The sequence below is a fragment of the Gemmatimonas aurantiaca T-27 genome (genome assembly GCF_000010305.1).
Lineage (GTDB): Bacteria > Gemmatimonadota > Gemmatimonadetes > Gemmatimonadales > Gemmatimonadaceae > Gemmatimonas > Gemmatimonas aurantiaca.
Genome location: NC_012489.1, coordinates 1,371,481 through 1,389,091 on the forward strand (window position 1 = coordinate 1,371,481; position 17,611 = coordinate 1,389,091).

Here is a 17,611-nt window from a genome sequence, read left to right on the forward strand (position 1 = left end):
TCCGCCACCGCATTTGACGTCGTGGACATTGCCGCCGGGGTGGTCGTGGGGTGACGAAGGGGTGCAGCGCGAGCACCGTCACTATCAGGAAGTGGTGGACGCGCTGGGACGCTCGCTGTCACTGGTCAGTGCGCTCGATCCGGAACACAGCGAGTGGCTCAAGTACGAAGCGCGCGCGCTCGCGCACCGGAACCATCCGTCCATCCCCACGACGTATCACTACTGGGCGTCCTATGACGAAAGTCGGCGCGGCCCCGGGTATCTGCGTCGCTGGATCGGTGGAGAAACGGTCTATTCCCGGGTGTCGCGTCTCGGCACCGAGACCATTCCCTTCGCGTTCCAGGTTTTTCGCGAAGCTGCGAGCGCTTTGGCGTACCTGCACGACACGGCCGCCGCGCACGGTGCCGTGTCGCCCAGCACGGTATGGCTCACACCCGGCGGTCGTCTCTGGTTGTTGGGATGGGAGTGGGTGTTGCCCAAAGAGCAGCGTCCCGCGGGCCTGATTCCCGATCCCCAGTTCACCCCGTGGGCACCGGAGTGGGAGCCGGGTGAATGGCGCCCGACCGCATTGTCCGATCAGTGGCAGTTGGCCGCGATGATGTTTCTCATCGTCACGGGTGAAACGGCCCCGGAACGGAACGCGCCGCCGCTGTCGCTGCTGCGCCCCGATTGTCCGCAGGCGCTGGCCAATGTGCTCGAACGTGCGTTGTCGGCCGATCCCGCACATCGTTATCCGAGTATCGCGACGATGTTGCGTGAACTCGATCGCCATGTGTCGGTGCGTCCGGTCATCATCGGGCCGGAAGACGACGAACTGCCGAAAGAGTTCGATTCGCCGGAAACGCGTCTGCGCTGGGTCACGGCCGACGACTACGAAATCCTCTCGCCACTCGGCAAGGGTATGTTCGGCAGTGTCTGGCGCGCGCGCGATCTGTCCTTGTCGCGCGAAGTGGCCATCAAGGTGCTGCATCCGCACATCGCCAAAGATGATGTGGCCGTGGCGCGTTTCCGTCGCGAAGCCCGGCTGGCGGCTGGTCTGGCGCATGCGGCCATTGTGCCGATCTACGACAGCGACAGTCGCGGCGGTGTGGTGTGGTACACGATGGAGCTGGCCGAAGGCGGCTCGGTGGCAAATCTCGTGTCCCGCAGTGGTCCGCGTCCCTTCGAGGAGATCGCACCGCAGGTGGACGAAGTGCTCGAGGCACTCCATGCTGCGCATACCAGTGGCATCATCCACCGCGACCTCAAGCCGGAAAACATCCTCATCGATCGCTATCGTCGTTGGCGCATCGGTGACTTTGGTATCGCGTACGCCTTGGGTGACGAGAAGGCGGGCACCTCCGGCACGCCGTCCTTTGCCGCACCCGAACAGTTGCTGGGAGAATCGCAGGGACCGGCGACGGACTGTTATGCGCTGGCCAGCATCGTGTTCTTCGTACTCACCGGCCGTCCGCCGTTTGGTGATGGACCGGCAGAAACAGTGCTGGCACATCAGCTCTCCGATGATCTGCCGGCGCAGTTGCGCGAAGAAGGATTCCCCGAGGAGCTGGGCTCATGGCTCGTGCGTGGGCTCGCCCAGCGTGTGGAAGACCGTTTCGAAGACGCCGAGGAGATGCGGGCGGCGTGGCGTCAGGTGGTGCGCAGCATGCGTCGGGCGGGCGATCAGCGCCCGTGGTGGCGCCGTTTGCTGGAAGGCAGTCACGACGACGAAGAGCGCGAGTCCGGGCAGGATTGGTAAGAAGAGCTGCGGGCCTTTCTCACGGACGCCATCGCGCCCACGAGGACGATTCCCCGTGGGCGCGATCAACTCAGTGCAATAGGGACAATGCACACATTGTGTGTACCCGGGCCTCGTCAGGCCACGTGTGAAGCCGAGTGCGAGGGGGTGCCATAGCCGGACGACGTGCCGGTTCCGGTGATCGGTGTGACATTGGGCAGCGCCATGGCTGTGGCGCGCGCGACAGCGGCCACGTTGGCGGGAATCGTGTCGACCGACAGCGACGGCGCAATGTTCGAACCCACGCGAGTGCTCCGCCGCGGTGTGCGGGTCGCGCTCGGCGCCGGTGCCTTGGTGGCAGTTGGTACGGCGGCGCCATTCACTTTTGTCAGGCGACGGCGACGCTTGCGTTGATAGAGCAGTTGATCGGCACGGGCCAGCAGCTCAGAAATGCCGGCCGTGTCGGTTGGGCGCACGCGGGTGAAGCCGACGGTGAGACTGATCGTGGTCGGGAACGCTTCCGAAGCATTGAGGACGGCCAGGCGTTCGTCTACACGACGCTGGATGGCACGCGCACCGGCACCATCGGCATCGAGGGCGAGCACGGTGAATTCGTCACCGCCGAGTCGTGCGACGACGTCGCAATCGCGCACCGTGTCGGCGAGCAATCGCCCCACGGCCACCAGCGCCCGATCACCGACGGCGTGTCCGTACGTGTCGTTGATCTGCTTGAAGTCATCCATGTCGGCGTACATCACGACGGCGTCCTTGCCATGACGACGGGCCACACGAAGCTGCTGTTCAGCGAGGGCCAAGAAGCCACGGCGGTTGTAGAGACCTGTGAGATCGTCGGTGAGTGACGCCCGACGCAGACGACGCTCTTCACGCTTGTGCATGGAGATGTCGTGTACTGTCACGGCGAGACCATCCGATGTCGGCACGGCCTGATGCAATAGCCAGCTCGCCGACATGAGGCGACGGCTGACGCGCGTTTCTTCGACGAGCGGCGTGCGCATGGTGAGCACATCCGCGTAGCGCTCGAACAACGACGCGCCGATACGAATGGGGAGATCACGACGCAGGCGCTGTCCCACCAGTTCGCGGCCACCGCCGTAGACGAGCTGTGCACCGCTGTCATTCACGTCGGTGATCTCGAAGTCGACCAGCTCGCCGTCCGCTTCGCGTACCGCCTGCAGCAGGAACATGGCATCGACACTGCCGTGCATGGCCTCCTGCAAACGCCGCATGCGATCGTGCAACGCCGCATCGTCCTGCATCCGATGCAGCAGCTCCCGGTGCAGCAAGCGCCATCCCGCGATCGCCATCAACATGGCCAACCCGGCGAGGAACGGCGCCGTGCTGACCAAGCCAGGCACACCCAGGGTGCTGGCGGAGACGAAGATGATGATGGCGGAGAGCAGTGTGAGTGCGCTCCAGAAGGGAGCACGCAGGGCGATGCGGTCTAACATGGAAGACATGCGAGAGGGAGTGAGGAGTCAGCCAACCGTGATGGGTGGCGGGCTGCTTCCTCCAAGCCGTGGAGGACCGGCGACACGTCCCTCTTGGGCAACAGGCATGCCATTCATTAAGCAATAACCGACAGACCGCAGAAAATGGTGTCGGTGAGTGTGCGTAAACTATTGTGCAGTAGTCGATTGTAATTTTTCACGAGACAGGAAGGCGGTCCCGTGATTCGAGGCAAAATCCGGCATCAGCGGGGCAGTACCCCCGGGCATTACTGCCGAGTTCAGGAGGATGGAGAGGCGGAAAAAACGTCCGCCCGTCCATGCGCTCACGTCACCAAGTAGGGAATGAGCTGCCGCCCTTGCATGACCTGCATCACTCTTCGCCGAGCAAAAGCCGGGTTTCCAGCGCCGCATAGCGCTGGGCGGATTCACGATCGGGGGTCAGCAGCGATACCACGATGCCCGTGAGAAAGGACAGCGGGATCGTGATCAGCGCCGGGTTCTTGAGCGGGAAGATGGCGCTGCTCTTGTGCAGCAGGTCCACCTGGACGGCGGGTGACAGCGCGATGAGCACCAGCGTGGCTGTGGTGCCGACCACCATGCTGGAGGCCGCACCGATGGTGCTCGTGCGTCGCCAGAACACGCTCAACACGAGCGCCGGGAAGTTGGCACTGGCGGCGATCGCAAACGCGAGGCCCACCATGAAGGCCACGTTCTGCCCCTTGAACGCCACGCCGAGCGCGATCGCTACCAGGGCCAGGACAATGGTGGCGAGGCGCGCGACTTTCAGTTCTTCACCCGGCAACGGATGGCCTTTGCGGATCACGCTCGACCACAGGTCATGTGAGATGGCGGCCGCGCCCGAGAGTGCGAGACCCGCGACGACGGCCAGGATGGTCGCAAATGCCACCGCAGCGATGAAGCCCAGAAACGCACGTCCACCCAACAACTCGGCGAGCATCGGCGCAGCCATGTTGCCGCCAGCGTCGATGGACTTGATCACATCCGGCGTGACCAGCACCATCGCACCGAAACCCAGCACAAAGGTCATCAGGTAGAAGAGGCCGATGAGTCCTGTGGCGATGAACACCGACCGACGGGCGGCGCCGGCATCGGGCACGGTGTAGAAGCGCATCAGGATGTGCGGCAGGCCGGCAGTGCCGAACATCAGCGCGAGTCCCAGCGAGATGGCGTCGAGGGGATTGGAAACCAGGGATCCCGGTGCCAACACGCGGTCGCCGTACTGTTGTGCCGCAGCGGCAAAAAGCGCCCGCGGATCGAACCCGAAGCGGGCCAGCACCATGGTTGCCAACAGCGCTGCGCCGGCGAGCAGCAGCACCGCTTTCACGATCTGCACCCACGTGGTGGCGAGCATACCGCCGAAGAGCACGTAGGCCATCATGGCGAGTCCCACGATGATGACCGCCGTTTCGTAGGGGATGCCAAAGAGCAGACGAATCAGGCTCCCGGCGCCCACCATCTGCGCGATGAGGTAAAACGCGATGGTGGCCAGTGTGCCGTATGCGGCGCTGATCCGCACCGGCACCGGATTGAGGCGCGCGGCCACGACATCGGCAAAGGTGTAGCGTCCGAGATTGCGCAGCGGTTCGGCAATGAGGAACAACACGATGGGCCACCCTACCAGCCAGCCGGTGGAGTAGATCAATCCGTCGAATCCACTGGTGGATACCAGCCCGGCAATACCGAGGAACGACGCCGCGCTCATGTAGTCACCGGCGAGGGCAAACCCATTCTGCCCGGCCGTGACCGAGCGCCCCGCCGCATAGAAGTGTTCCGCCGTCTGTGTGCGGCGCGCCGCCCACCACGTAATGCCCAGCGTGATGACGATGAACACGCCAAAAAACCCGATGGCGACGGGGTCGGGTGTGCCGAACGTCGTGGCGGCGGCCTGCAACAGCGTGGTCATGGCGCACCTCCCTGGCTGGCCGCCCGATGCTGTTCCCGCAGTGCGCGCAGCGCCGGGTCATACACGCGGTTGGCCCACGACACGTAGGTGAAGGTGAGCAGCCAGGCGGCCACGATCACGAGTGCGCCCAGTACAATGCCGAGTGACAGTCCCTCGCCCACGCGCCGTCCCAGCAAAGCCGGGTTGAAGGCGACGAGCAGGATGAAGCCGAAGTAGACCAGCACCATCGAGATGGTGAGCAGCAGCGCCGTGCGCCACCGCTGGGCCGCGAGCTGACGGGTGGCCGCCAACGCGGCAGACTTGGGATCAGGCGTCATGGCGCGCGAAGGTACGGAGAGGCGATCTTATGCGATAGGGGATGGCGACAACCGTCGCCCGGCATTCACGGCACGACCTGATTCTTCGGTGAGTCTCTTGTGAGCATCCGCAAGTTCATGGCCATCGCGGCATTGGCCAACGCGATGGTAGCGCTGTACCTGCATCTCTGGAAACTTGGCCTGACCGGCTCGCTCGCCTGTACGGGCGCCGGTGGATGTGCCTACGTACAAGGCAGCCGCTATGGCTGGTTTCTCGGGGTCGACGTGGCCCTCATCGGGGCCATCGGCTACACGCTCATTTTTCTGACAGCGGTCGTTGGCTCGCTGCCGCAATTCGAAGATGTGAAGTGGCCCAATCAGGCGCTGCAGGTACTGGTGTGGCCTGCGGTGCTGTTCACGGTGCGCCTCAAGTACGGCGAGTTCGTGGTGCTGAAGGGCTTCTGCCCCTGGTGTGCCGTGTCCGCGGTAACGATGGTCGTCTTCGCGGTGCTGGTCATCCTCGACGCCAAGCGCCTCAGGGAACCTCAGCCTCTCCCAGCATGACGGCGTGCCAGAACTTGAGCTCTTCGCGGATCGGATAGCCCGGCATGGTGCGTACCACACGGCCATTGCGATCCACCGCGATGAACGTGGGGGTGCCGGCGTTCCGGAACGTGAGCAACACCTGCTCCGACGGCCCCGCTGGGCCAACCAGGGTGGCGCCGACAATCTTCTCCTTGGCGAGCATCGGTTCGCCTTCGGCGGCGCCCTCCAGCGTGAGCACGGTCAGGCGCGGCAACGCTCGGCCCTCTGACAGTTCGCCAATATCCTTGAGCGACTTCTTGCACCACGAGCAGGTGCGGGAATTGATCATCACGATCGTCGGTTGCCCCTCGACGATCAGTGGCACGGTTTTCCCGGCCAGGTTCTTCACCTTGTAGACACCGATGGCGTCCTGCAGACGCGGCGCCGTTTCCGGCGCGGTATCGGTGCCCGCCACGACGTGATGATCGCGCGACAAGTCGACGGCCGATGTGCGCCGTTCTGCCGTCGCCCGACGGGCGATCAGGACGGCACAAGACAGCGCCACGAGGGTGAGCGCGAGATTGCCTGGGCGAATGGGAGTGGCCATACCTCAAATCTACCGTGTCAGGCCGCCGATGGATCCCGGCGCCGTGCCAGGCCCGACCTGCGCGTCGGACTCGGACGTGCTGAACGCCGTGGCCACGATCCAGTCGCCGTCCAGATGCCACTGCGCGCGTACGGCGATGTCGGTGTCCCGCAGTTCGGGCAGCAACAACTGCACCGGGGCCTCGCCCCGGTCGCCGCTCTCGAAGGGCAATTCGAGTTCCACTTCGGTAAAACGCACGTAGCGATGCACGAAGGGGTCGATGGCCTTGTAGATGGCCTCTTTCACGGCGAAGTGAATCAGCAGCGCTTCCCGTTCGTGCAGCGGGTCCGTGGCCCGAGCCTGCACCCAGACGATCTCCTGCGGGGTCAGGATCCGGCGGGCGATCGAGGGGCGCCGCAGGTCGTCTGTGGTGGGACGGCGTTCGAGATCCACGCCGACATGCTGCAGCAAGCCCCCTTCGGGCACGCGTCGATGCCGAGGAGCAATCGCCGCCAAGGCGAGGGTGCGCTTGTGGCTCACCGATCCGGTGACGGCAGACGGAAGCTGTGGTCCGCCCCGAGCCGTGCGCAGAAACGCCATGTGCCGCAGCGACGCATCGGAGAGCAGACCGGACGTCTCGGCGCCCTTCGCGGTCGCCGTTTCTGTCGCCATCGGTATCGCGTCCCGCATCGCATGACGCAGTGCCATACGACCTGCGACGAACGTGCCGCGTCGTCCTTCGGGCATGGCAAGGGCGAGCTCCGCTTCATCACCGTGCAAGTGCCCGGCTTCCACCAATGCCCGGATGCCGGCATCGCTCATCAACGCATCGTCCACGGGGGCGCTGCGCAGCACACTGCCACCGAGTTGCGTCAGCAGCGGCGCGGACGCGAGGCGCGATGGTCCGGCCAACGATGCCTCATGATGCCGCATGCGCTCAGGCATACCGGATCAGATGCGTACGCGATTCACGGAGCGTGTCACGACATTTCCAGCCAGCAGTCCGGCTGCCAGTGAAATGCCGATGATCGCGACCCGGAATGCCGTGGCAATGCCGGTTTCGACTTCCTGATCGAGTAGCGAGGTCACCGAGCGGAACCCGATGGAGCCGGGAACCAGAATGAGCAGACCGGGGACCTGCGTGACCATCGCCACGCGACGTTTCATGCGCGCGAACAGGTTGCTGCCGGCGCTCACCACCATCGCGCCCAGGAACGCCCCGAGTTGCTCGCCCATCGCGGCGCCGGCGAACTTCGACGTGAGATACGCCGCGGTGCTGGCCACGACGATGGGCAGCGCGTGTCGGGGCTGGGCCTTGAGCAGCACCATGAACCCGAGAGGCGCTACCAGCAGCGCCACCCATTCTGCCCAGTTGGGCAGGGGCGCGCGTGAGGACAGGTCGGCCAAGTTGGGGAGCCAACGGCTCAGATCTTCACCCAGGGCCGCGCCGGCCTTGGCACCAAGAGCCAGTCCAAATCCCAAACCGAGGAACGTCACCAGCGCACCGCTCAAACGCGCCGTGCCCGAAGACAGGTGTCGGGTGGACAGTTCGGTCAGCGCCACGGTGAAGGTGAGCCCGGGCAGCATGATCACAAGCCCGGCCAGTGAGGTGGCATAGCCCGTCTTGGTGTGCAACACGCCGTCGAGGGTGAACGCCAACGCCGTGACCAGAAAGGCGGCGGTGGGTTCGACCACGTGCCGGGTGCTCTCCCGTCGGCTCGCGAAAATGGACACGATTGCGGTGACGAGGCCGAGCAAGGAGGCCACCACCACGTCGCCGGTGCGCACCTTGAGGAAACAGGCCACGGCCGCCGACGACATCACAAACGCCACCGGAACCAGCCAGGCCGCGTAGCGGGGAGGCTCCTTGGCCAGGGCGTTGATCTGGGCGAGGCCGGCGCGCGTGGAAATCTCCCCGTCCACGACCTGCCGCGTGATTTCTCCCAGGGTCGACAGGTGCCCGAGATTCGTGTCGCCCGGCTCCACGCGCAGCAGGTGGACCTGCTGCTGGTCGATGGGGCCAATGCCCACCATGATGCTGGTGGGGGTGGACATGAAATTGGTCTCGAGCCCGAGTTGCTGCGCGGCCGCAGAAAGGGCTGACTCGAGCCGATGCGCCGGCGTGCCGTGCTGATGCAGCGCGCGTGCCAGCTCGAGAATGAAATGGCTGGCCGCCGCGACCCGTTCCGCGGTGGGTTCCTTGTGGCGCCCGTCGGCAAACAGCGGTGGTCCCAGATCGGCAGCACTTTCGCTCATGGTGCGGAGCGTACGTGTGCCCAGACGCTCACGCAACCTCACCCGTGGCACATCGGGTGTTGGTGACATTGCCGTGTCGTGAACATGGCCCAATCCCGGGCCTCCGTGCTGTGGATCCGTCGACGTGACGGTATCTTGCAGGCACTGGTATCTCTGGCAGGAGTCGCGTGCGCCATGGCCGATGCCGGCTGCGCGACGGTGCGGTGCCCATTGCATCGCAGATCCACTGTATCCGACATGTTTCGTACCCTGATCCGCCGAGTGGCGCCGCTGGTCGGCGCCGTGCTTCTCACCACGGCCTGTGGCTCCGACGCGACGCCCGACATTCCGTCCAATCCGGCGGTCGAGACGTATGCTGCTTCGCTGGGCGTCAACATTGCGCAGATGACGCGCAAGAGTGACAACCTGTTCATCCAGGATCTGGTGGTTGGCACGGGCGCCGAGGCGATCGCCGGGCGTTCCATGGACGTGCACTACACCGGCTATTTCATCAACGGCAACCGCTTCGAGACCAGTGTGGGTCGCACGCCCATCAACCTCACGCTGGGCATCGGTCAGGTGATTCCCGGCTGGGATCAGGGATTGGCGGGCATGAAGGTGGGTGGCCGTCGCAAACTCGTGATCGGTTCGGCGTTGGCCTACGGACGTGGCGGATCGGGGTCCATCCCTCCCAACACCACGCTCGTCTTCGACGTGGAACTGGTCACGGTGCGGTAATGGCCGCGCGTGCGCTGTTCGTGGTGCCGGCGCTGGGGCTGCTCGTATTCGGAGCGCTCTCGTCGCACCTGCCGGAGCCGGTAGCGGGCCTGGGTGGTGACACGGCCGTCGCCACCCGTCTGCAGCCGCCGGTGGATTCGTTCGATGTACTGATCGTGGGTGGGTCAGTCATCGATGGAACGGGCAGCGCGTCGCGCACCGTGGATGTGGGGCTGAGGGGCGACCGGATCGTGGCCCTGGGCGCGAATCTGCCCCGCACGAAGGCGCGCACCGTCATCGAAGCGCGAGGGCGTGTGGTGACGCCCGGCTTCATCGATCTGCACGCGCATCTCGAACCGCTCCTGCAGTTGCCGCTCATGGAGAGCGCGTTGCGGCAGGGTGTGACGCTCGCAGTGGGCGGTCCTGATGGCAGCTCCTCGTTGCCGCTGGGCCCCTATCTCGACTCCGTGACCACTGCGAAGCCCGGCATCAACGTGGCGTATCTGGTGGGGCACAATGACGTGCGTCGCCGGGTGCTGGGCATGGCGGCGCGTGCGCCCGATGCCGCGGAGCTGGCCCGCATGAAGCAGTTGGTGGCCGAGGCGATGGGACAGGGCGCGTTTGGGCTGAGCACGGGGTTGTTGTATCTGCCGGGCACGTATTCCAACGTGGACGAAGTGGTGGCACTGGCCCAGGTGGCGAGCGACAGCAACGGCATCTACACGTCACACCTGCGCAAGGAAGGCATCGGTTTGCTCGATGGTGTGGGCGAGGCGATGGAGATCGGCCGCCGCGCGAAGATTCCGGTGGTGCTCACGCATCACAAGGCGGTGGGCCAGCAGATGTGGGGCAAGAGTGTGGTGACGCTGGCCATGGTCGACAGCGCACGGAAGGCTGGCATCGATGTGATGATCGACCAGTATCCCTACACGGCCACACACACCGGTATCAGTGTGCTGGTACCCAGTTGGGCGATGGCCGGTGGTGACGCCGAGTTCCGCAAGCGATTGGCCGTGCCGGCGCTCAAGGACAGCATCGTTCGTGGCATCGTCGACAACATCCTGAACGATCGTGGTGGTGGTGATCTGGCGCGTGTGCAGTTCTCGCGTGTGCCGTGGGATCGTTCGCTCGAAGGCAAGACGCTCAAGGACTGGGCAACGCGCGAGAAACTCGAGCCCACGCCGGAGAACGGTGCGCAGTTGGTGCTGCAGGCCATGCTCAAGGGCGGTGGCAATGCCATCTACCATGTGCTCGACGAGCAGGACGTGCGGCGCATCATGACCCATCCGCAGACGATGATCGCCAGTGATGGCCGGCTGTCGCGTCCGGGGGATGGTCACCCGCACCCGCGCGCATACGGCACGTTCCCGCGGGTCCTCGGGCTGTATGTGCGCGAGCAGAAGTTGCTGTCGCTGGAAAGTGCTGTGCACAAGATGACCCAGATGCCAGCCCAGCGACTCGCCATGAGCGACCGCGGCGTGCTGCGGGTGGGCGCCCTGGCCGATGTGGTGGTGTTCGACGCCAGCACGGTGAAAGACCAGTCCACGTTCACGGAACCCCATCAGTATCCGGTGGGCATCGAAACGGTGATCGTGAACGGCACGGTGGCTGTTCGGGATGGCAAACCCACCGGCGTGCGCGCCGGACGGGTGGTGCGACACGGGGCCAAGGCCAATAATTGAGTGTGGCGGTCTGACGTCGACCTGTGACACACCCTGCCCGCTTGTTCCCCGCCGACCGCCCCCTCGTTCGGCGGGTCCGCATGATCGGAGCCACCCCGGTGCCTCCACGGCGGATTCTTTCCACCGAACGCGACGAAGGCCCCATGATCTCCTCCCCTCGATCTCGCTCCCGCTCGTTCCATCGGCTGATGTGGCCGACCGTCGCCGCGACCTTCCTCGCGCCGGCGTTGCTGACGGCGCAGGCCCGCGGCATGGACGATTCCGACGTCATGCGCCTCAAGGCGGTTGGCGGCGCGGCCATCTCGCCCGACGGTGCCCGTGTGCTGTACACGGTCACCGGTTGGGAGCACCCCGCCGCGAAGGGTGATACCGCCCTCGGTGATCGTCACGATCGCCGCTCGCATGTGTTCATGGTCCCCGCAGCGGGCGGCGCCACGCGCCAGCTCACGTACGGGGAGCGTGGGGAATCGCAGCCCACCTGGTCGCCCGATGGCAAGACGGTGGCCTTCGTGGCCTCCCGTGGCGCCGGCACGGGCGATGACGCGCCCCGTGCCCAGATTTGGCTCCTGCCTGCCGATGGCGGCGAGGCCCGTCAGTTGTCGTCGTTGCGTGACGGCGTGTCGGGGTATGTGTGGTCACCTGATGGTTCGAAGATCGCCGTGACATCACAGGACTCGATCTCCCGTGAGGACGACGCCAAGCGCCGCCGTCGTGACGATGCGCAGGTGTACGAAGGGCCCTCGCGTCTGAGCCACATCTGGGTGGTGGACGTGGCCACGGGTGCGGCGACGCGTATCACGACCGGCAACTTCACCGTGAATGGCGTGCCTAGCTGGTCGCCCGATGGTGCCCGCCTGGCATTCCAGGCCGGTCCCACCACGCTCATTCGCGATGAACGCCACGATGCCTACGTCGTGGATGTTGCGACGAAGCAGCTCGATCGCATCACGTCGAATGGTGAAGTCGAGACCACGCCGCAGTTCTCGCCCGACGGCAAGCTGCTGGCCTTCACGGTGGTGCCGCACGAATTTGCGGCGCACAAGGACGGCATCCCGCCGCGCACGCTGCGCAACGGCCGGGTGACCACGTTCGATCTGGCCACCCGCACGAGCACCAACCATGCGCGCCCCGATTTTGATGTGAGCGCTGGCGCCCTGCGCTGGTCGCCCGATGGCAAGGAGCTGTGGTTCACGGCCAGCGATCGGGTGTATCAGTCTGTCTATTCGTACGATTTTGCCAGCAAGCAGTACACCAAGCGCACCAAAGACCAGTTGGTGGCGGGGTTGTCGCACAATCGCGATGCGAGCCGTTTTGCCTTTGTGCTCAATACGGCGGCCTGGCCGTCGGAAGTGTACGTGCAGGACGGTTTCTCGGGCACACCGAAGCGCATCACGAACACCAATCCGTGGATTGCCGAGCGTTCGATCGGCGCGTCCCGCGTGATGACGTGGAAGAGCAAGGACGGCCGCGAAGTGGAAGGCGTGCTGCTCTTGCCGGTGGGCTATCAGGAAGGCAACAAGGTGCCGCTCGTGGTGTCGGCGCACGGTGGTCCGACTGGTGTGCACACCAACGGCTTCAAGCTCGGCAACGATCCAGGGCAGACCTGGGCCGCGCGCGGCTGGGCGGTGCTCTATCCCAACCCGCGTGGCTCGACGGGGTACGGCGAGTGGTGGATGCGCGCCAACACCGGTGACTGGGGCGGCGGCGACTATCGCGACATCATGACCGGCGTGGATGATCTCATCAAGCGTGGCATCGCCGACTCGACGCGCATGGCGTTCGAAGGCTGGAGCTACGGTGGCTACATGACGAGCTGGGTGGTGTCGCAGACGGGTCGCTTCAAGGCGGCCATGATGGGCGCCGGTTTGCCGTCGCTGTTGTCGATGGCGGGCACCACGGATATTCCGGGCTACATCAACACGTTCTTCGGCCAGCCGCAGTACGATGGTTCGATCGTGAACCCGAGCATCCGCAAGTTCCTCGAGCGTTCGGGCATTTCGTACAGCGATCGCATCACGACGCCGCTGCTCATCCTGCACGGCAGCAATGACGAGCGCGTACCGATCGGTCAGCCGATGGAGTTCTATCGCGCGCTCAAGGATCGCGGCAAGACCACGGAGCTGGTGTTTTATCCGCGCGAAGGCCACGGCTTCACCGAGTACTACCACCAGCTCGACCGCATGAAGCGTGAGTACGAGTGGATGGCGAAGTACACGCTCGGGACGCCGCAGAAGACGGCGATGTAGTTCACGAGGACCGCTGGACTGCACGTCAGAAAAGGGGGATCCGGGAAGCGGGGTGTGGAGCGATCACACGGCCTTCCGGGTCCCCCTTTTTCTTGATGAAGCTGTTGCTGTCTTGGGACTCACCCCCTGCCAATCGCGCGCAAGACGTCGGGGTCTTCCTGCATCACGCGCAGTAGCGCGTTGGGCGTCGTCATCGCGTCGATGACAGGGAACAGCACCCGGTCGCGGATTCCACGCGCCACGGGGCTGGTCCATTCACCGAGTTGGCCCAGCAACGACGCCGTGCGTGCGACGGCGCCGACCTTCGGCTTGCGACGCCGCGTGTAGGCCTCGAGACCGTCGGCCATGGTCTCGGCGCGACGCAGCTCGTCCAGCAGCACCGCCGCATCGACCAAGGCGCTGTTGGCGCCCTGCCCGAGGTTGGGGGCCATGGCATGAGCCGCATCGCCCAGCAGTACCAGCTTGTCATGCCACCAGCGTCGACAATGCACACCAATGACTTCGTGAAGGAGCAACGATTGCCACTGGTCGATCGCCTCGAGCAACGGCGCCGCAGCCGGATAGGCCTCACGCCAGGTGGCGCGCAGCACCTCCAGATCGCACCCACGCACCGCGGTGCGTAGACGTGGCGTGTTGCATGAGGCGTAGAGATACGTGCCGTCGTCCACGTCGAACGACCCAAAGATGCCCGCCGAGGTCCACGCTTCGGATTGCTGGCCCAATCCCGGTGGGAGGAGCGTGCGCAGGTAGTGGAGCCCGGTGCGTTCGATGCGCACACCGAAGTCGCCGCCGTCACGGACGCGCGAATGCACCCCGTCGGCGCCGATCACGAGGTCCGCTTCCAGGACCTCGTCGAGTGACCGGCCGTGGCGACGCATGGTGACCAGCCCGTCCGGGCGGGCGGCCACGAGCGAAGTGCCAAAGTGTGTCTCGATGAGCGGCTCTGCCGCCACCGCGTCGAGCAGGATGCCCTGCAGTGTTTCGCGTCGTACCATGTGCATCGATGGTGCCGGAGGGCGCGGTGTGAGCAGCGGCCGACCTGCCGCATCGGTGACCCGCCCGCCGACGACAGGAAGGGCCACCCGCAGTGCCGGCCCGAGTCCGATGGACTCGAGCACAGCCAATCCATTTTCTGCCAAGGCAATGCCGGCGCCAACAGCGCGCGGGTGAGGCACTCGCTCGATGAGCGAGACGCGGGCACCAGCGCGTGCGAACAGCAAGGCTGCCGCGCAGCCGCCGGTGGCGCCGCCAATGATGATGATTCGCAAGGAAGACAGTCGCATATGAAGGCAATCACTGGTGTGTTGTGGACACCGGATATTCGCCACCTCACATCCGTCCGTCTGTGGCCGATATCGCCACGCTTGTGACTCCCGCTGCCATCGCTGAACTTTGGGAGATGGCCGATCCTCTTCTCGATCACACGATGCTGGCCGCCATTCCTGGCGGCGTGGTGCGCGCGGCGCTCGAGCTGGGATGGCATCGCGAAACGCTGGCCCGCGACACCGGATTCGATCTGCAGCGCTTCGACGATCCCGATGCGCGGGTGCCCGTCACCGACAACCTGGCGTTGTGGGCGGTGCTCGCTCGCCGTCCCCTCGGACTCGAGATTGGTGAACGCCTCACCTTCGCCGAAACCGGTGCGGTGGGGTTTGCGATGATGCACGGCGGCACTGTGCGCGAAGCCCTCGACTGGTTACAGCGCTATCGGGCGGTCTTGCATCCGGCACTGGTTCCCATGGTCGACGTGCGCACCGATCCGGCGGGCGATCGTCTCGTGTTTTCCAAGCCCGTTGCACCACCGTTCCTGCAACTGCGCGAGCCGGTCTATGCGCAGGCGGCGGCTACGGTGGTTTCGCTGCGCGCACTCGCTGGACGGCCGCAACTCGGTGCCCGCTACGTGGCGTATCCCATGGCACGTCCCGACGATGCGGATCGTCAGGAACGGTGGTTCGGTTGTCCGGTGGCGTGGGGCAGTGCACAGTTGGAAATCGCTTTCGATGCGGCCGTGCTGGATTGGCCACTGCCGCTCGCCAATCCACAACTGTCCAGCTATCTCGCGCGTCGCGCCGACGAACTGCACTCGGCGTTGCCGGTGCCTACGGGCGATGCCGGGCGCGTACGTCTGGAGATCGCGGCGCTGCTGGCCTTTGGGGAACCGAACATCGGTGACGTTGCAAAACGGTTGGCGATGTCTGCCCGCACGTTGCACCGACGACTGCAAGCTGAATCCACAAGTTTTTCCGCCATCGTGGAATCGCTGCGACGAGAGCGGGCCGAACTGCTGCTTGCCGATTCCACGATGAGCGCCTCGCAGGTGGCCATGCTGCTCGGGTTTGCGGAACCGGCCACGTTTTTTCGCGCGTTTCGGCGGTGGACCGGCATGACACCATCGGCCTGGCGTGTGCGAGCGGCCAGCGATCGCCTGCCATCGGATTGATGGCGTCGGTTTTATGGCGTCGGACGGATGGCTTCTGATCGATGAATTCGGATTGAAGGCTGGTGACGATGCGGTGGTGAGATGATGTCGGCGTATTTTCGATGACACACACGGCATCGGTGCGCACTATCGTGACCCCATGCTGGCCGCCGCTCCTTCCGCCGCCGTACTCGGCATCGATGCCCTCGACGTACTCGTCGAGGTGCATGTAGCCAATGGGCTACCACAATGGACGCTCGTCGGATTGGCGGCGACGGCCGTGAAAGAAAGCCGCGACCGCGTTCATGCGGCGCTGGTGAATAGTGGGTTTGCTGCGCCCAGCAAGAGAATCACCATCTCTTTGACACCTGGGGACGTCCCGAAAAATGGGACCAGTTTCGATCTGCCCATCGCGCTCGCGGTACTCGCCGCCAGCGGGCAACTCCCGGCCGATGTCCTCACCGCCACCTGCGCGCTGGGTGAACTCGGTCTCGATGGACAACTCCGGCCGGTGCGTGGGGTGCTCGCCGTGGCGCGGCATGTCGCTGCGACCAGCGACGCCCTGCTCATCGTGCCACCAGACAATCTGCAGGAAGCACTCCGCGTTCCCGGCGCACGCGCCATGGCCCCGCGCACGCTCGCGGAGTTGGTGGCGGCCCTGCGTGACGGCACGGCCCGCAGTGACACCCGTCGACGCGCCCAACCGATGGCCACCAACGACATCCCCGACCTCGGCGATGTCGTTGGACAGGAGCTTGCCGTACGCGCCGTGGAGATCGCCGCCGCGGGCGCGCACAATCTCTTCTTGCAGGGGCCACCAGGTGCCGGCAAAACCATGCTGGCCCGACGTCTGCCCGGCGTGCTTCCGCCCCTGAGCGAGCAGGAAGCGCTCGAGGTGTTGGCCATTCACTCGGTGGCCGGACTGCTGGGGCCAGATCAGCACGCGCTTGCCGATCTCGCTCGCCCGTTTCGTGCACCACATCACTCGGTGAGTACCGCCGGATTGATTGGCGGTGGTGGATGGCCCCGTCCGGGCGAAGTCAGTCTTGCGCACCATGGTGTGCTCTTTCTCGATGAACTGTCCCTCTTCCCCCGCCACACACTCGAAGCCCTGCGCCAGCCGCTCGAAGATGGCGCCGTGGTGGTCGCACGAGCCGCGCGCGCTCTGCGATTCCCATCCCGCTTCTCACTCATCGCCGCCAGCAACCCATGCCCCTGTGGATACGCCGGCGCAGAGGATCGCGCCTGTCGTTGCTCGGTCGCCGAACTCGAGCGTCATCGGGCGCGCCTGTCCGGACCACTGGCCGACCGGATCGATCTGCACGTGCACGTGCATCGCGTGCCGCCGGAGGCGCTGGCACAGCACGCGTCCGCTGAACGGTCTGGCACCGTGCGCGCCCGCGTGACCGCCGCGCGGCATCGGCAGCGCGAGCGATATGCCCATGTCGCCACAATCGGAGCGGTGGGCCTGCCTCTGACAAACGCCAGCGCGCCGTCGCGCCTGATCGCTCCCGCCTCGCGACTGGAGCCCGACGCCCGTGCACTCCTGGTACGGGCCGCCGATCGTCTCACCCTGTCCGCGCGCGCCTATCACCGCGTACTGCGCGTGGCCCGCACCATTGCCGATCTCGACGACCTCGACACCGTCACCATCCAGCACATCGGCGAAGCCCTGCGCTATCGTCCTGTCGGGGAGGATCACAGCGTGGCCGCCTGAACTTTCGGCGCAAAGCTGCCCACACCCTGCCGCCCGCCGTCTGCGTGTCATAGCTTCCCGCACGACCCCAACCCCTCC

14 protein-coding genes are annotated in these 17,611 nt (G+C 65.3%); 7 read left to right on the forward strand and 7 right to left on the reverse strand.

Going from position 1 to position 17,611, the window contains the following annotated elements; translation table 11 throughout:
- Positions 1-13 precede the first annotated feature (13 nt).
- Positions 14-1,738 carry a protein kinase domain-containing protein gene (locus tag GAU_RS20505; RefSeq protein WP_169307603.1) on the forward strand — a complete coding sequence of 575 codons (1,725 nt, stop codon included), beginning with the start codon at positions 14-16 and terminating at the stop codon, positions 1,736-1,738.
- 116 nt (positions 1,739-1,854) lie between these two features.
- Here the strand turns inward: GAU_RS20505 and GAU_RS20510 are convergent, their stop codons facing one another.
- The 3 genes from GAU_RS20510 to GAU_RS05885 all read right to left on the reverse strand — a co-directional run bounded on the left by GAU_RS20510 (position 1,855) and on the right by GAU_RS05885 (position 5,427).
- Positions 1,855-3,195, reverse strand: coding sequence for a GGDEF domain-containing protein (locus GAU_RS20510; RefSeq protein ID WP_012682641.1), 1,341 nt, complete (start codon positions 3,193-3,195; stop codon positions 1,855-1,857).
- Between the two features lie 361 nt (positions 3,196-3,556).
- Entirely contained in the window at positions 3,557-5,110 is a 1,554-nt protein-coding gene (locus GAU_RS05880) for a solute symporter family protein (protein ID WP_012682642.1), read from the reverse strand.
- Positions 5,107-5,427, reverse strand: a complete 321-nt coding sequence (locus GAU_RS05885) for a DUF485 domain-containing protein (protein ID WP_012682643.1) — start codon at positions 5,425-5,427, stop codon at positions 5,107-5,109. The genes GAU_RS05880 and GAU_RS05885 overlap by 4 nt, the downstream gene beginning before the upstream one ends.
- Positions 5,428-5,526: 99 nt before the next feature.
- Here GAU_RS05885 and GAU_RS05890 point away from each other — a divergent pair, with 99 nt between their 5' ends.
- Positions 5,527-5,970 (forward strand): vitamin K epoxide reductase family protein, encoded by a 444-nt coding sequence (locus GAU_RS05890; RefSeq protein WP_012682644.1) that lies wholly within the window; start codon positions 5,527-5,529, stop codon positions 5,968-5,970.
- Here the strand turns inward: GAU_RS05890 and GAU_RS05895 are convergent.
- The 3 genes from GAU_RS05895 to GAU_RS05905 are packed head-to-tail and all read right to left on the reverse strand — an operon-like array spanning position 5,942 to position 8,773.
- Positions 5,942-6,538 carry a TlpA family protein disulfide reductase gene (locus GAU_RS05895; RefSeq protein WP_012682645.1) on the reverse strand — a complete coding sequence of 199 codons (597 nt, stop codon included), beginning with the start codon at positions 6,536-6,538 and terminating at the stop codon, positions 5,942-5,944. The two genes, GAU_RS05890 and GAU_RS05895, sit on opposite strands and share 29 nt — an antisense overlap.
- A gap of 9 nt (positions 6,539-6,547) precedes the next feature.
- Complete coding sequence (locus GAU_RS05900) at positions 6,548-7,462, reverse strand: 4'-phosphopantetheinyl transferase family protein (protein ID WP_012682646.1); 915 nt, start codon at positions 7,460-7,462, stop codon at positions 6,548-6,550.
- Positions 7,463-7,468: 6 nt separating this feature from the next.
- On the reverse strand, positions 7,469-8,773 hold the full coding sequence (locus GAU_RS05905; RefSeq protein WP_012682647.1) for a threonine/serine ThrE exporter family protein: 1,305 nt from the start codon (positions 8,771-8,773) through the stop codon (positions 7,469-7,471).
- A 237-nt stretch (positions 8,774-9,010) separates the two neighbouring features.
- Between GAU_RS05905 and GAU_RS05910 the strand changes: the two genes are divergently transcribed.
- From GAU_RS05910 to GAU_RS05920, 3 genes are all read left to right on the forward strand, one after another.
- The gene (locus GAU_RS05910; protein ID WP_041265305.1) at positions 9,011-9,490 is read left to right on the forward strand and encodes an FKBP-type peptidyl-prolyl cis-trans isomerase; all 480 of its coding nucleotides are present in this window, start codon (positions 9,011-9,013) and stop codon (positions 9,488-9,490) included.
- Positions 9,490-11,151 carry an N-acyl-D-amino-acid deacylase family protein gene (locus tag GAU_RS05915; protein WP_012682649.1) on the forward strand — a complete coding sequence of 554 codons (1,662 nt, stop codon included), beginning with the start codon at positions 9,490-9,492 and terminating at the stop codon, positions 11,149-11,151. The genes GAU_RS05910 and GAU_RS05915 overlap by 1 nt, the downstream gene beginning before the upstream one ends.
- A 188-nt stretch (positions 11,152-11,339) precedes the next feature.
- Positions 11,340-13,397 carry a S9 family peptidase gene (locus GAU_RS05920; RefSeq protein WP_012682650.1) on the forward strand — a complete coding sequence of 686 codons (2,058 nt, stop codon included), beginning with the start codon at positions 11,340-11,342 and terminating at the stop codon, positions 13,395-13,397.
- 119 nt (positions 13,398-13,516) lie between these two features.
- Here the strand turns inward: GAU_RS05920 and GAU_RS05925 are convergent, their stop codons facing one another.
- Positions 13,517-14,680, reverse strand: coding sequence for an FAD-dependent oxidoreductase (locus GAU_RS05925; RefSeq protein ID WP_012682651.1), 1,164 nt, complete (start codon positions 14,678-14,680; stop codon positions 13,517-13,519).
- A gap of 116 nt (positions 14,681-14,796) precedes the next feature.
- Here GAU_RS05925 and GAU_RS05930 point away from each other — a divergent pair, with 116 nt between their 5' ends.
- Positions 14,797-15,837 carry an AraC family transcriptional regulator gene (locus GAU_RS05930; RefSeq protein ID WP_012682652.1) on the forward strand — a complete coding sequence of 347 codons (1,041 nt, stop codon included), beginning with the start codon at positions 14,797-14,799 and terminating at the stop codon, positions 15,835-15,837.
- Between the two features lie 139 nt (positions 15,838-15,976).
- A complete protein-coding gene (locus GAU_RS05935) occupies positions 15,977-17,533 on the forward strand; it encodes a YifB family Mg chelatase-like AAA ATPase (protein ID WP_012682653.1) in 1,557 nt (518 codons plus the stop codon).
- Positions 17,534-17,611 lie beyond the last annotated feature (78 nt).